At 39.5% G+C, this 14,979-nt stretch carries 14 protein-coding genes; 10 read left to right on the top strand and 4 right to left on the bottom strand.

Going from position 1 to position 14,979, the window contains the following annotated elements; translation table 11 throughout:
• Positions 1-163 precede the first annotated feature (163 nt).
• On the bottom strand, positions 164-679 hold the full coding sequence (locus tag K6I41_RS00575; protein WP_004790111.1) for a disulfide bond formation protein B: 516 nt from the start codon (positions 677-679) through the stop codon (positions 164-166).
• Between the two features lie 16 nt (positions 680-695).
• Positions 696-2,273, bottom strand: a complete 1,578-nt coding sequence (gshA, locus tag K6I41_RS00570; RefSeq protein WP_151767078.1) for a glutamate--cysteine ligase — start codon at positions 2,271-2,273, stop codon at positions 696-698.
• Positions 2,274-2,441: 168 nt separating this feature from the next.
• Here gshA and K6I41_RS00565 point away from each other — a divergent pair, with 168 nt between their 5' ends.
• The 5 genes from K6I41_RS00565 (at position 2,442) to K6I41_RS00545 (ending at position 7,584) form a co-directional block, all read left to right on the top strand.
• Positions 2,442-2,981 carry a DUF924 family protein gene (locus K6I41_RS00565; RefSeq protein ID WP_005300536.1) on the top strand — a complete coding sequence of 180 codons (540 nt, stop codon included), beginning with the start codon at positions 2,442-2,444 and terminating at the stop codon, positions 2,979-2,981.
• Between the two features lie 59 nt (positions 2,982-3,040).
• Positions 3,041-3,604, top strand: a complete 564-nt coding sequence (locus K6I41_RS00560) for a CC0125/CC1285 family lipoprotein (RefSeq protein ID WP_005300533.1) — start codon at positions 3,041-3,043, stop codon at positions 3,602-3,604.
• Between the two features lie 13 nt (positions 3,605-3,617).
• The gene (locus K6I41_RS00555) at positions 3,618-4,928 is read left to right on the top strand and encodes a DUF445 domain-containing protein (protein ID WP_250375013.1); all 1,311 of its coding nucleotides are present in this window, start codon (positions 3,618-3,620) and stop codon (positions 4,926-4,928) included.
• A 28-nt stretch (positions 4,929-4,956) separates the two neighbouring features.
• Positions 4,957-6,111, top strand: coding sequence for a pyridoxal phosphate-dependent aminotransferase (locus K6I41_RS00550; RefSeq protein ID WP_250375012.1), 1,155 nt, complete (start codon positions 4,957-4,959; stop codon positions 6,109-6,111).
• A gap of 105 nt (positions 6,112-6,216) precedes the next feature.
• Positions 6,217-7,584, top strand: a complete 1,368-nt coding sequence (locus tag K6I41_RS00545) for an MATE family efflux transporter (RefSeq protein ID WP_250375011.1) — start codon at positions 6,217-6,219, stop codon at positions 7,582-7,584.
• A 56-nt stretch (positions 7,585-7,640) separates the two neighbouring features.
• On the opposite strand, the gene K6I41_RS00540 is transcribed toward K6I41_RS00545, so the two are convergent.
• Positions 7,641-8,474: an SDR family NAD(P)-dependent oxidoreductase gene (locus K6I41_RS00540; RefSeq protein WP_005300520.1), complete on the bottom strand. Its 834-nt coding sequence runs from the start codon at positions 8,472-8,474 to the stop codon at positions 7,641-7,643.
• Between the two features lie 212 nt (positions 8,475-8,686).
• Between K6I41_RS00540 and K6I41_RS00535 the strand changes: the two genes are divergently transcribed.
• The 4 genes from K6I41_RS00535 to K6I41_RS00520 all read left to right on the top strand — a co-directional run bounded on the left by K6I41_RS00535 (position 8,687) and on the right by K6I41_RS00520 (position 12,661).
• Positions 8,687-9,358, top strand: a complete 672-nt coding sequence (locus K6I41_RS00535) for a TetR/AcrR family transcriptional regulator (RefSeq protein ID WP_031949648.1) — start codon at positions 8,687-8,689, stop codon at positions 9,356-9,358.
• A gap of 254 nt (positions 9,359-9,612) precedes the next feature.
• Positions 9,613-10,323, top strand: a complete 711-nt coding sequence (gene phoB / locus K6I41_RS00530) for a phosphate regulon transcriptional regulator PhoB (RefSeq protein WP_000650776.1) — start codon at positions 9,613-9,615, stop codon at positions 10,321-10,323.
• A 9-nt stretch (positions 10,324-10,332) separates the two neighbouring features.
• Entirely contained in the window at positions 10,333-11,691 is a 1,359-nt protein-coding gene (gene phoR, locus K6I41_RS00525; protein WP_013196569.1) for a phosphate regulon sensor histidine kinase PhoR, read from the top strand.
• Positions 11,692-12,124: 433 nt separating this feature from the next.
• On the top strand, positions 12,125-12,661 hold the full coding sequence (locus K6I41_RS00520; RefSeq protein WP_151822344.1) for a hypothetical protein: 537 nt from the start codon (positions 12,125-12,127) through the stop codon (positions 12,659-12,661).
• Positions 12,662-12,772: 111 nt separating this feature from the next.
• Here K6I41_RS00520 and K6I41_RS00515 read toward each other — a convergent pair whose 3' ends face one another.
• Complete coding sequence (locus tag K6I41_RS00515) at positions 12,773-13,969, bottom strand: alpha/beta fold hydrolase (RefSeq protein WP_250375010.1); 1,197 nt, start codon at positions 13,967-13,969, stop codon at positions 12,773-12,775.
• Between the two features lie 241 nt (positions 13,970-14,210).
• Here K6I41_RS00515 and K6I41_RS00510 point away from each other — a divergent pair, with 241 nt between their 5' ends.
• On the top strand, positions 14,211-14,972 hold the full coding sequence (locus K6I41_RS00510; protein WP_250375009.1) for an AcfC family putative adhesin: 762 nt from the start codon (positions 14,211-14,213) through the stop codon (positions 14,970-14,972).
• Positions 14,973-14,979 lie beyond the last annotated feature (7 nt).

The following is a 14,979-nucleotide window of genomic DNA, read 5'->3' as shown; positions in this document are numbered from 1 at the left end:
TTTTATAATCATAAGGATATAAAACGGCTGCACTTTATAAAAAACAGACCTATCTGTCTATATCATTATTCTTTTTTTCAATTTGTTTTTTTATAGTTTGATCAATTCTAAAACAATAAAAAAAGCCCAACATAATATTGAGCTTTTTTTAATCTGTTTAAACTTACTTTTTAGCAGTCTTAAACACTGGATAAAAACGGAACAACTGCCATAAACAGACCAGTAAGAGCAAAAGGAAATAAACTAACGACCAAACTGGTAAAGACTGACCTAAAAAGGTCCAGTCAATAGCTGCACACTCACCTGAACCAGAAAGCACTTCTTGCAAAACTGCTTTCATAGGTAAAGCATCAATTAAGTAATTTAAACCCGGTCCACAACTCGGTACTTGATCTGCTGGTAAGTGCTGTATCCACACATGACGCCCAGCCACACCTACTGACCATAAAATTGCAATGCCAGCCAAAAATGCATAAAAGCGTTTAATCGCGTTGGAAACTGGGTTATGCAAAAAAGCGACGAGCGCCACAAAACCCATCGCCATTAAGCCAACACGTTGAAAAATACAGAGCGGACATGGCTCTAAACCTTTTACATGTTCCAGATACAACGCAAAAGACATGCCGACAATACTTGCTAAAACAAGTAGTCCACTCACCAAACGGTAACTTAATCGCATGTAAAACCTCGTTTTATTATCGATATTGTTCAAGATATTGATCAAAACTGACCTGAGTATCTTGCTCAAGTTGTTCTTGCTGCTGTAACGACTGTGCAGCCAATTGTTCAAAATGTTTCAAGGTTTCCACACTAAGCTCATGCTCTTCATAACTTTCAGCATGTAATTGCGCCATGTGGCTACCAAAACTCCAAGTTCCACCATGTTTTAACGTATCGTCAATAACATGGGCAGATAAAGTCTCATCAACTTCATCAATTCGTGCTTGCATGATCGCTAATGCGGAACCATACAAGTCCGTTGCATAGGTCTGATCGAGTAGCTGTGCACAATCTTGCATTTTTGCAATATATAAACGTGCCCAATCTTCGATGTGATATGACCCTGTTAAATCAGTAATGGTTGCGTTCGGTGCTCGACCTCGGTTTACCACCTCGGTCTGATTTTTCTCAACCAAGTCTTGCTCAGGACCTAACAAGTCTGGGCTATCACTTAACAGACAATAAAGTGCTAACACTTCAAGAAAGCCTGCCGTTGTTTCATCAACGCCAATTGCCGAGTATGGGTTTACATCAACAGCACGTAGCTCAACATATCCCACTCCTCGATTTTTCAAAGCTTGAGACGGCGTCTCACCTTTTTGAGGCACCTGTTTTGGACGTACGAGACTGTAATATTCGTTCTCGATCTGCAAAACATGATCATTAATTTGCAACGGCTCACCAGAGGCATCATTTAACCCTAAACGGCTAAATGGTGGGTAAGGAGAATGAACGGCTTTTTGTAAACCATCCAGATAGCCAGACAAATTATTGTAATGAATACCCAAGCTTTTTTGAGCTGAGTTTTGATAACCCAATCGTCCCATGCGCAAAGCTGTAGCATACGGTAAATAGTATGAACCTTTGATTAAAGGCAACAACTGATGTTTATGTCCAGTTAAGAAACAACGACATACTGTTGGGCTAGCGCCCACTAAAAACATAACTAACGGTGTTAAACGGATAAAATTACGAATAAGACCAAAATAACGATGGCTACGATAATCCTGCAAACTTAATGATTTTAATTGTTCGTCAGTTTCATGAGCCTGTAGCTCGGCAAAAAGTGTATCTGGAAAAGATAAATTGTAATGCACGCCTGAAATGGTCTGCATACGGCGACCATATCGAATTCCCAGCCCACGGCGGTATAGTGTTTTAAAACGACCAATATTAGAGGTGCCGTATTGTGCTAGACGAATCCGTTCTTCATTGTCATCTAACATACATGGCATAGACAGCGGCCAGAGTTTCTCACCATTTTCTAAATGACGATGCACAACCGCATGAATATCGGTGAGCTCATTCAAAGCTTCACCAATGGTTGGCTTAGGTGAGGTAATAAACTCCATTAATGCTTCTGAATAATCAGTCGTAATTTGTGGATGTGTTAAAGCTGAACCCAATGCCTTTGGATGTAACTCTTGTGATAAGAACCCATTACTTTGCATACGTAGGCTTTCACGCTCTATTCCACGTAACATGCCTTGTAGTAGCGACGAATCCACCCAAGCAGGAATAACTGATTGAGAGGGTGTAGTGGGTTGACTCATGCATTTGCTCGCTTATTAAAGATCACTATATACAAAATCGTGAGATGATACGGCTATTTATATACTCACATCATTCCAGTTTGGCAATTTTTATCACAATCTTGTTATTTAAGACACGAAAGAATTGTGATTTTATTGAAGAATAATTGCTAAAGAGTTGTCAATATCATGAACGAACAAGACATTTTAAACTTCTGGTTTTCTCCTGAACACCGTTCACTTTGGTTTGCAAAAAGTGATGATTTTGACAAAAAAATCCGTGAAAATTTTTCTGACGTTCATCGACAGGCAACTCAAGCAGAACTGTGGTCTTGGCGAAAAACAGCGGAAGGCCGTTTGGCAGAGATTATTGTACTAGACCAGTTTTCTCGCAACATTTATCGTGATCAACCCGAATCTTTTGCCTATGACAGTTTGGCATTAGCTTTGGCACAAGAAACGATTAGCTTACAACTCGATGCACAGCTTAATCCAGAGCAACGTTCTTTTTTATATATGCCGTTTATGCATAGTGAATCAAAGCTGATTCATGAGTTTGCCTTGAAACTCTTTCAACGCCTCGGCAATGAAATTAATTTAAGTTTTGAGAAAAAGCATAAAGTCATTATTGATCGCTTTGGACGCTATCCTCATCGAAATACCATTCTCGGGCGTGTTTCCACTCCAGAGGAAACCGAATTTTTATTAGAACCGAACAGTAGTTTTTAAAACTTCTTAATTTTTAATGCTGAGTCATCTATTTTTTAATGCTCAGCTGGGAGTTCATCATGAAATATCTCTCTCTTTGTTTAGCCTTAGGCACTGCCTTAACTTTAACTGCGTGTGCAACGACTCCAAGTAAACCAAAAACCTTTGATCAGCTTGGCCAGTTTTCAGCATATCCTCTAAATGCCCAAACGTTCCGTATTAGTTTTCAAGCCGACCCAAATATGAGTTATGGCAGAGCTGAAGAAATTACCTTGGTGAAATCAGCACAAACGACGATACAAAAAGGTTTCCGCTTTTTTAAAGTGCAAAATGATCCAAGCAATCAGAGCCAGAAACCACCACGTCAAGCTGTGGTTTATCCATCAGCTCCAAGCTTTTACCCATATGGTTATGGTCGTCGCTATCCAGGTTTCTGGCATGATCCGTTCTATGATTACCCACAAGTGGTCAATATCGACCCTGTTCAAGTGTCGTATACTATTGAATGTTATCGGGATCAAAAGCAGGCTCCACAGGATGCTTTTGATGCAACCTTGATCTTGAAATCAATCGGACAAAAATATGGATTGAGTCCGACAGGAGAGCTGTTGCCACCGCCTGAGCCTCCAGTAAAACAAAAATGAATAGGATAAATTTATGAACATGGCAGAAGAAGTTCACCACGTGCCCAGTCTTAAACGTAGCAAATATTTTGCTACTCTGGCGCTTATTATTGTCGTTGTGCTGTGGATTGCACTGATGGTGGCTGATCGTTTTCTGCCAGAGTACACAGGTTTTATTCATATTTTAATGTTAGGGGCAGAAGCCGGTGTAGTCGGTGGTTTAGCCGACTGGTACGCGATTACCGTTCTGTTTCGGAACCCATTTGGTAAGTTACCCATTCCTAAGTTTTTACGCGACCATACCGAGATTATTCCGCGCAACAAAGCTCGCATTGCAGAGTCAATGGGCCGTTTTGTACAAGAAAATTTTCTTTCGCCTCAAGTGGTCGAACGAAGCTTAGAAAAAACTGACTTAAGCCTTGCAATTGGTCAATGGTTAGCAAGCCCACAAAACAATACTCAAGTGGTGCAGCTCATTCAGCAAACCGTACCGAAAATTTTTGAGTTTGTTAGCCAAGATCAAATTGCCAATTTTGTGCAAAACAATAGTGTGCAATGGGTGCGTAATACCGAGGTCAATAAACTCGCAAGTGAAATGCTACGCGCGGTATTGGAAAATGATTTCCATCAAGACGTTTTACAGCGTGGACTCGATATCGCTCATGAATGGGTGGTACAAAACCCAGATAAAACCCGTGAATTAACCCGAAAAATGTTTAAAGCACTTGGTGTCTGGTCACTTGCAAAAGGCGCAAGCTGGATTGGTATTGATGTTCAACAACGTACCATCGATTCACTCGTTGAAAAAGTAGAGTCGATGCTGGCAGACCCTGAACACCCATGGCGACAAGAAATTGAAACCATTGCCCACTCTCTCATGCTTGAGCTGGCAGAACCAGACAGCGTTGCTAGTCAACGTCTCAACAGCGGTAAAGATGCCCTTCTCGATAGTCCACAAGTCCTCAATTTCATCAGTGGCGCTGTTACGATTTTGTGTAATGCCATTAAAGAAGATTTAATGAAAGAAGATTCTGGCATTGCAATGAACCTAAGAGCGGCTATTCAACAACTAGGTGAAAACCTTGTTCAAAATGCCAAGGTACGTGAAGTTCTCAACAAAGAAATGACAGGACTTGCGCTGACTTTTACAGATCAATATAGCCATAAAATCATACGCTATGTCAGTGAACGCATTCATGAATGGGATTCACGCGAAATGATCGGAAAAATTGAAAATGAAGTCGGTGGCGACCTACATATGATCCGAGTAAATGGCGTTGTAGTCGGTGCATTTATTGGTTTAACCCTCGGTGTAATTCGAGCAGTGATTGAATCAATTTTATAACTTTAAATATTTTTAATAAGAGAACAATATGCTTCAACTACAGTCAAAATTGGCCACTCAAGGCGTGACTATTTTTAGTACCATGACGGCAATGGCACATCGTTTAGGTGCTCTCAACCTGTCACAAGGCTTTCCAGATTTTCCGGCACCACAAGCCTTACTGGAAGCTTTATCTCAGGCGACTTTAGCTGGGCATAATCAATATCCACCTGGCGATGGTATTCTCGGTTTACGTGAGCAGCTCGCTTTACAATTTCAGCAGCGTGACCAACTACAACTTGATCCTGTAACGCAAATCACGATTACTCCCGGTGCAACCATTGCAATTTTTTGTGCCATACAGGCATGCATTAATGCAGGTGATGAAGTCATTATTTTTGACCCAAGTTATGACAGTTATGGCCCTTCTGTGCAGTTAGCTGGCGGTAAAGCGGTTCATATCGCACTTGAGGCACCTGACTTTAAGGTGAACTGGCAACACGTTAAAGATTTGATTAATGACAAAACCCGTATGATTGTGGTGAATACGCCTCACAATCCAACAGGTACCATCTGGGATAAACAGGATTGGTTAGAGCTTATTGCACTGATTCAAGATAAAAACATTGTGGTTTTATCCGATGAAGTCTATGAACACTTAGTCTTTGATGGTCAACAACACTTTAGCGCATTGCATTTTCCAGAGCTCAGAGATCGCAGTTTTGTGATTGGGTCTTTTGGAAAAACCTTTCATGTGACGGGCTGGAAAACAGGGTATTGCGTCGCTTCACCTGAGTTAATGCGTTTATTCCGCCAGATTTACCAATATGCGAATTTCTGTGGCACGACACCTTGTCAGATTGCCCTAGCGCAATATATGCAGCAACATCCGGAACATATTCAAGAGCTTTCGCAGTTTTACCAAACTAAGCGAGATCGTTTTAATCAGGCAATTCACAATAGCCGTTTTTTACTAAAACCATCTCAAGGTACCTATTTCCAAAATCTTGATTACAGTCAGATTAGACCTGACTTAAACGATGTAGAAATGTGCCAGTTTCTTGCGGAGCAACATAAAATTGTGGCTATTCCTGTTTCGGTTTTCTACCAGCAAGCGCCAGAATCTTTACGCCTAATTCGCTTCTGCTTTGCTAAAAATGATGAGACATTGCAAAAAGCAGGAGAAATCTTGAATGAATGTTAATAAATTTAGAAACTTAGCATAGTAAAACACTACAAGAAGTTTCACCTAAATATGCTAAGTTGAATGTCTGCCCCGCTCATCAAAGAGATGGGCGATGGAGAACACATGCCACCAAGACAGTCTTTAATTCACCAGCAAAATCTATGGAAAACATTTTTTGTTTTCTTACTGCCACTCATTGCAACCAATATTTTGCAAAACTTGTCGGGGACGATTAACACCATCTTCGTTGGTCAAATGATGGGAGTAGATGCAATTGCAGCAGTTTCTGTATATTTCCCTATTTTATTCTTGCTTCTCGCTTTTATTATCGGGATTTCAACGGGTACTACTGTTTTAGTAGGGCAAGCGTGGGGTGCACAAAATATAGAGAAAGTCCAAAGTGTGGTTGGTTCTACCCTATTTATGACACTGATTGGTGGGGTAATTACCGCGATTATCGGCGTGTTTTTTGCCCACGATATTTTAGAGTTATTGGGTACTGACCCTAAGGTCATGCATCTTGCTTTGCCTTATGTGCAATGGATGCTGGCGGGTAGCCCGCTTCTGTTTGTTTATATTATTTATACCTCAATTTTACGTGGTGTAGGCGACAGTACCACGCCTTTACTAGCATTGGCTTTAACCAGTGTCATCGGTGTAATTATTACACCAATTCTACTTAAAGGTTATTTTGGCTTTCCTGCTCTAGGGATTATTGCTCCTGCTATAGCATCAATTATTAGTTATATCGCAATATTAATTTTTCTCGCGATTTATCTAAATAAGAAAAATCATCCACTTCGGCCGAATCGTCAGCTTCTGCAACATATCCGTCACAATCCAGAACTAAGCAAAATCATTTTGCGCTTAGGCGTTCCGACCGGCATTCAAATGATTACCACCTCAATGGCTGGCTTAGTTATTGTTGGGTTAGTTAACCGTTATGGATCACATGCTACAGCAGCGTATGGTGCAGTGAATCAGGTGCTCAACTACATTCAGTTCCCTGCCTTATCGATCTCAATTGCGGCTTCAATTTTTGCTGCACAAGCGATTGGTGCTGGCAAATCAGATCTGTTAGCACGGGTAACCCGCACAGCTTTGGGAATGAACTTTTTATTTACAGGTACCTTAATTGCACTTGGCTATCTATTTTCAAAATATTTAATGGCTTTGTTTATTACCGACCCAACTGTGGTGGTGTTAGGGCAGCAACTTTTATTTATTGTGCTGTGGGCAATTTTATTCTTTGGTGCAGGTGCCATTTTTGCATCGATCATGCGTGCCAGCGGAACCGTGACTGTTCCAATGCTACTTAATATTTCTGCTATTTTATTTATTGAAATTCCATGTGCTTACTGGTTTAGCTCAATATGGGGCCTTAAAGGAATCTGGGTTGCCTATGCCTTGGCATTCGTTAGTTTATGTATTATTCAAGGCCTGTATTATCAATTTATCTGGAAGAAAAAGAAGATCAAAGTTCTTATTTAGAACTAACTAAACCACATAAAAAAGCCATCATTTGATGGCTTTTTTACATTAAAAAATTATTTCATTAATTTGGTCACAATGGTTGAAGCACGTTGATATCCCGTTGGGAATAAACGCTGGAATGCATCAAGAATTTTTGCATCACTACCAATCAATAAACGGCGTTTATTTTTTAAGACAGCTTGTAAAATTTGACGAGCTGCTTCTTCAGGTGGAGTACGTAGTAGCTTGTCAAAGTTTTGAATTGATTTAGTCGGGTCCATACCTAAACTATTCAAGCTATCACTCATTTTTGCAGATTTAGCAATGTTGGTGCGGATTCCACCTGGATGTACGCACAACGAGCTTACACCACTTTTTTCAATATCCAACTCTTGGCGTAATGATTCGGTAAAACCACGTACAGCAAATTTAGTCGCGTTATAACCAGACTGAGTCGGTTGAGCAGTCAGACCAAATAAGCTGGAGATGTTAATAATATGGCCATCTTGAGTTTGCTTAATGAACGGTAAAAACTCTTTAGTTCCGTACACGACACCCCAGAAGTTAATCCCAACGATCCACTCTAAATCTTCGTAGGTCGCACCTTCAACAGTTGAGCCTAAAGCAACACCAGCATTGTTAAAAATTAGGTTAACAGAACCGTGATCTTGCACAGTTTCTTGTGCCCACTGCTTTACCGCGTCCCGATCCGACACATCAAGCTTTTTGGTGGTAACCGTAATATTGCTGTACGGTTTTAAAAGCTCGACAGTTTGTTGTAATCCTTTTTCATTAATATCACTCAACGAAAGATGGCAGCCCTGTTTTGCCAAAAGAATTGCTAACTGTTGCCCAATGCCAGAACCTGCGCCCGTAATTGCAGCGACTTTGTTTTTAAAATTTTTCATTGTCCATCCTTTGTTTTTCGATATTTGCACAACCGGTTCATTGCATGTGCAGTTCAGACATCTTCAATATAATTTTGACAATATCCATTGTCAATATAGTACACTGTAATTTCAGATAGAATGGCACAATTCTTCTGAGAGCTTTATCATAGTGAGCATATTTGGCCAAAACCTATAAATTAGGAAACCAATCTTTAGGAAACGACTTATTTATGGCGACTAACGACTCAACCAGTAAAAAGAAAACAAAAAGTGTGAGTAAAGAACGTCAGTTCAAAGGGTTATCTCTATCAGAACGTAAAGAGGCCCGCCGTGAAAAACTGATTGAAGCAGGTATTGCGACTTACGGAACGCTCGGTTTTTTTTCCGTGACGGTAAAAGATGTCTGCCAAGAGGCAAAACTCACAGAACGTTATTTTTATGAATCATTTAAGAAGAGTGAAGATTTATTCCAAACCATCTTTTTAAAAATGATTGAAGAATTACAGCAAAATCTGATGCAAGCCGTGATTAAAGCTGCACCCGATCCAGAAAAAATGGTGGATGCTGGTTTAAGAGCACTGCTGACGACCTTAAAAGACGACCCAAGATTAGCTCGTATTATCTATGTCGATGCCGTTTTGGTACAAGAGTTACATAATCAGGCCACAATTCAAGAAACACTTGCGCAATTTGATCGCATGATTCAAGCCTTTGTTATGCTGACCATGCCGCAAATTCAACACCATGAAAATGAGCTCTCTTTAATCGCAACTGGCTTAAATGGATATGTCACTCAAATTGCGATTCGATGGGTCATGGGAGGGTTTGAACAGTCGCTTGAACAGGTTTTAACCGCATGCCGTATCGTTTTCTTATCTTTATTAGCGCAAGTTTCAAAATAATATTAAAGTTTTTTGACAGCCATAAATGTGCAAAATGAGTTAAGCGATTCAAGTGATAACCCTTTGAATGATTTTAAGAAAATTAAAGACTTCATGTCATAATTTGGTCATACCTTTGCCTTAGTTTTGTCACAAATTATTGCTAAATTTAATTTTATAGACTTTTCTGCAATGAAATTGTCATAATTAATCTTTGTAATAAGCCTGTCATAACTACAAAACGGTTCACCGTTAAATCTATAGGATATTGCGCTGTGAAAGATGACTATATTTTAATTGTCGATGATGAGCTTCCTATTCGCGAAATGATCCATACTTCTTTGGACATGGCAGGCTTTCAGTGTTTACAGGCAGAAGATGCCAAACAAGCTCATCAAATTATCGTCGACCAACGTCCGGCGCTTATCTTGCTTGATTGGATGTTACCTGGAGGCGTAAGTGGTGTCGATTTATGTCGCCGCTTAAAACGAGATGAAAACCTAGCAGAAATTCCGGTCATTATGTTGACTGCTCGCGGAGAAGAAGACCACAAAGTACAAGGTCTTGACGCAGGTGCAGATGACTACATGACTAAGCCTTTTTCAACACGTGAACTGGTTTCACGTATTAAAGCAGTTCTGCGTCGTGCTAATGCATTAAGTGGCGAAAAAACCATTGATGCCAATGGCTTAATTCTTGATCCTGTAAGCCAGCGTGTTAGCTTTGGCAACAGCATTTTAGATATGGGCCCAACTGAATATCGCTTACTTGCATTTTTTATGACCCATCCAGAGCGTGCATATACACGTGCCCAGTTGCTCGATCAGGTATGGGGCGGTAATGTATATATCGAAGACCGCACTATCGATGTGCACATTCGCCGTTTGCGTAAAGTTTTAGAACCTTTTGGTGTAGACCGATTTGTTCAGACTGTGCGTGGAACTGGCTACCGTTTCTCAACACGTGCAGATTTAGCCGCAGGTTAACCAAGATTTATGTATGAACCCTACCCCGTCCCCGAACAGGTACGTGAACAAAAACTTTCCCGCTACAGTAGTTTATGGACGTTTGCCAAACAAGATTTACGGCTCTTATTATTTTTTCTAATTATTGCCGGTTTAGTCGGTTTAGGCCTTGGGTATTTCTGGAGCTGTATTTTTATCGCCTTCGTGGTATTTTTTACACTCCAGTTGCGTTCTTTATATCTGGTCAATGACTGGATTGCGAATAAACCTTATGACGTTCCTCCAAATCTTAATGGGATTTGGGGGGCATTATTATTTAATGTCTATCGTGCTCAGCGCCAAGAACGAATTGTTCAGGCAGAAATGGTCGGTTTAATTGACCGAGCTCAGTCTTCTTTGGTTGCACTTGCTGAAGCCGTTGTTTTAATTGATGACCAACATCAAATCGAGTGGTGGAACCCTGCTGCCGAACGTTTGTTAGGAATCAGCCCTCTCGATCGTGGTCGTAACTTATTAACCATTTTACGTCAGCCGACCTTTATTGAATATTTTAACAATATTGATCAAGCACCCGACGGGATTAAGCTTCACTCAAATTTTGATGATGACCGCTATGTACAGGTTAAGCTGACAAGATTTGGTGGAGAAAGTCGCTTATTGGTGGCTTACGACGTTACGCGTATGCACAACCTTGAGCAAATGCGTAAAGACTTCGTCGATAATATTTCTCATGAACTTCGTACACCATTAACGGTACTGAGTGGTTATATCGAGACCTTTACCGATCAAGAAGATATTAGTCCGCGCTGGAAACGTGCGTTTGATCAGATGCAGTCACAAACCAAGCGTATGAATGCTTTGGTGAATGATTTACTGCTGTTATCGAATTTAGAAAATAATAAAAAAATTGCAAAGAATCAGATTATTGAAATGCCGAGTTTAATGAGTCAACTCTTTGATGATGCTCAGGCCTACAATGCCGATTATGGACATACGCTCAATTTACATATTGATAGCCACTGTGACCTGATTGGTTCCGACATGGAAATCGCCAGTGCATTTAGTAACTTAATTACCAATGCCATCAAGTACACGCCAAAAGGTGGAACAATTACCATTGGCTGGCATGATGATGGTGAACATGCGTTCTTTAGTGTACAAGACACAGGCATTGGAATTAACCCTAAACATTTACCACGACTAACTGAACGCTTCTATCGTGTTGACAGTGACCGTAGTCGCCAAACAGGTGGTACAGGTTTAGGTCTTGCGATTGTAAAACACGTGCTGATGCAACACGGCGCGTATTTAGATGTGCAGTCTAAAGAAAACGAAGGATCAACGTTTACCGCAGTTTTTCCAAAAGAAAGACTATATAACATGGCTTAAAAAGTATTCATTTCACGCAAAGGGTGGATATTAAATAGACGCAGTGAAAAATACTTAGCCATTTTTTATATATAATTTATTATGGACATGATTTTAATTTTTTGTCATTGATAATATCAAATATAACCTATGGTCAGCCTATATAAGTTATTTAATAAATCTTCTTTTTCCTCGTATCTATTTCATAGATTAGAATTTATGAAATAGATATACTAACTGTACTTTTAAAATACAAAACCACCCAATTTATACAATATATATAATTAATATCATTGATAATTTAAAAAATGATTAAAATAAAAAACACCATTTAAACGAATTATCTAATAGTTTTAAAAACAACTTTTATTTTAAGAATAATTCAGTATTATTAAATCGCTACAAATAACTTAACCCATAAGAACAGCTAACATAATAATTAAGCGAGGCTTAAATGACTATTAACCCTGTAGAAATAATATCGAATAATGCAGAAATAACTGATTGCTTTATTCTTGGTTTAAAAAGTGGAGAATCATTAAAAGTAAAAGTTCTTCATATTGATAAAGATCAACAGACTATTCTTGTATCAATTCGTGTATTCATAGAAGGTGAATCAATTGGACTAATCTCTTTTGATAAAATTGAGTCACTTGAGCCAATCGAAGAAGAACCTTACATAGAAACTATTGATGATCAATTAAGATGCATACCTATGGGCAAGTATTTAATGGTTTGGGGACATTTTGGTGGTTCAATAAATCAACGTTGCGAGCAAGGAGAACTTAAAAGTATTGATTGGAAGCACCGTACAATACTGTTACGCAGCAGAGTTTATGAAGGCCGAGAAGATACAGTGTACATTGATAAAATTGATTATATAGATGAGTCACGAGAAGGCTCAGGAGCACGAGGCCCAGCTGTAGCCCCAGACTGGTATAAAGGTGCTGATGGAAAATGGCGCAAAAATGGGCGTGAATATGAAGGCTGATTTTAACGCAGTTTTCCCTAAAGAAAGACTGTATAACCTGACCTAAAGTCACCTCTTCAAATATAAAAAGCCGGCTCATGAAAAGTCGGCTTTTTTAGCATTTAAACCAATTTACTTAGAAGTCGAGCAATAGGATTTACTTTGGTTTTTCTCTATTACATTTAAAAAGTGAGTAGCAAAAGTATTGCTCTGGCGTAGTGCATCACGATGATCTCCGCCATCAATCGTTTGATATATAGTTGGTTTTTTTAATTTACATAGCTGCTGATAATAAGCAGATGTGCCTCTCGGGTCGACTAAATGATCTTTAGAACCTTGAACAATCATTAATGGCACGGTAGGTACCATATTTTCAATGGACTGTTGTTTTAGATAAGCCAAAAGAGGTTTTAAATCAGCATCAGATCGAAATATGCTAGAAGGAGATTTCTTCAAATCAGATTGAAGTTCAGATAAACAACGACTGCGCGCTTGAGTCAGCACAGTGTTCATTTCAGGACTTACCAGCTTTTCAGGAACGATGCTTGGATCTGCTGCTTGCGCACCCAATAACACAATCGGGAAAAATGCTGCCACACTTGGTTCTGGGTTTGGATTACTCTGCACATATTCTGCGATGCCTTCATATTGATAGCCACCTGGCGCAAGAGCGATTGCCCCTTTTAAATCCAGTTCGGGCGCATCTTTTTGACCATAGGCAGACACTGCAATTGCCGCAGCTCCGCCTTGACTGTGCCCCATCACAAACCACTGTTTATTAAAACTCTTGGGCTTAAGCACATGTAATGCACGCACTGCATCAACTACCGTATGCAATTGGCTCTTTGCATTCATGTAAGGATGCCCACCCGGTGTACCTAAGCCCTGATAATCTGGTGCAACAACTGCATAGCCACGTGCAAGCCAACCATCTAAAGCTTTTGAAGCAACTTCTTGGTATGAATGAACTGGCCCACCAACATAATCACCCGAAGGTGCACAAGTATCGGCAACTCCAGTCGTGCCATGCGCCCAAGCGAGTATCGGCCAACCATTTTTTGGCGGAGTGCCTTTCGGTAATAAAATAAAAGCCGATGCCACAATGGGCTCGCCCTGAATCCCTCGACTACGATAATTAACTAACAAACGCTGATCAGCATGAGGAAATAAATCCGTCACATCTTGCCGTTCTAGAGACAGTATTGAACCCGGTTTATCGCTCACAATTTGCTTACCCAAATCTGTAATGGGAGCAGCCATAGCAGAACCAGACACCAAACAAGCGCTGCTAAATAAAATTTTTAAAAAAGAATTACTTTTTTTAATCAAGGGATTACGCCTCTATTATTTACAATATATCTATTCAAATAATCAATTTATAAAATATAAATTACCATAAAAACTTCTATAGTTATATTTAATTCAAAAGAATTTACATTTATACAGTTACTTAAAATCTCATTAAAATATATTTTAAAGAAATGTATTATAAATATCGTTGCAAAAATTAATCCCGTTTAAATAATAAAAAATATATGCTGATATTTTCTTAATTACTATAGCGATTAAAATGTCAAAACAATATAAATTTATACCATACCTGATTTGTCTTATTCTCGGTTCTCTACCTATCCATAGCTTTGCAGATGTACAAGTGTATGGTCCTGGTGGACCAGCACCCGCCATGAAAGAAGCCGCTAAACAATTCACCAATAAAACGGGCATAGCAGTCCATGTAACGTCTGGGCCTACTTCTCAATGGTCTGACAAAGCGAAACTTGATGCCGATGTTATATATAGTGGTTCTGAAGCCATGATGTCTGATTTTGAAAATGCTTTTTCTGAGCAAATTATAAAAGACTCGGTGGAACCTTTATATTTACGCCCCGCGGCCATTTTAGTACGCAAAGGAAATCCTAAAAATATTAAAGGATTTAAAGACCTAGCTAAATCTGGCGTTAAAGTTTTAGTTACTCATGGTGCAGGTCAGGTCGGTATGTGGGAGGATATCGCTGGTAGAACTGGCAATATTCAATTAACCAAATCTGTTCGAAAAAATATTGCCACCTATGCAGCCAATACAGGTATTGCCAAGAAAAACTGGGAAGAAAATAGCAGCTATGATGCTTGGTTAGTTTTTAATATTTGGGGAATTAGTAACCCAGATGTTGGGCAAATTATACCTATTGAACCAGAGCTGGTTGTCTATCGAGATATAGGTGTAGCCTTAACCAAGCATAGTTTAAAAGATGCTGAAGCTAAACGTTTTGTAGAGTTCTTATCGTCTCAGCAAGGCAATACTATTTTCAAAAAATATGGTTGGACTAAATAATTAAAAA

The organism is Acinetobacter sp. AS23 (assembly GCF_023612055.1).
Taxonomy (GTDB): Bacteria; Pseudomonadota; Gammaproteobacteria; order Pseudomonadales; family Moraxellaceae; genus Acinetobacter; species Acinetobacter oleivorans.
This window is presented reverse-complemented; position numbering and strand designations above follow the sequence as displayed.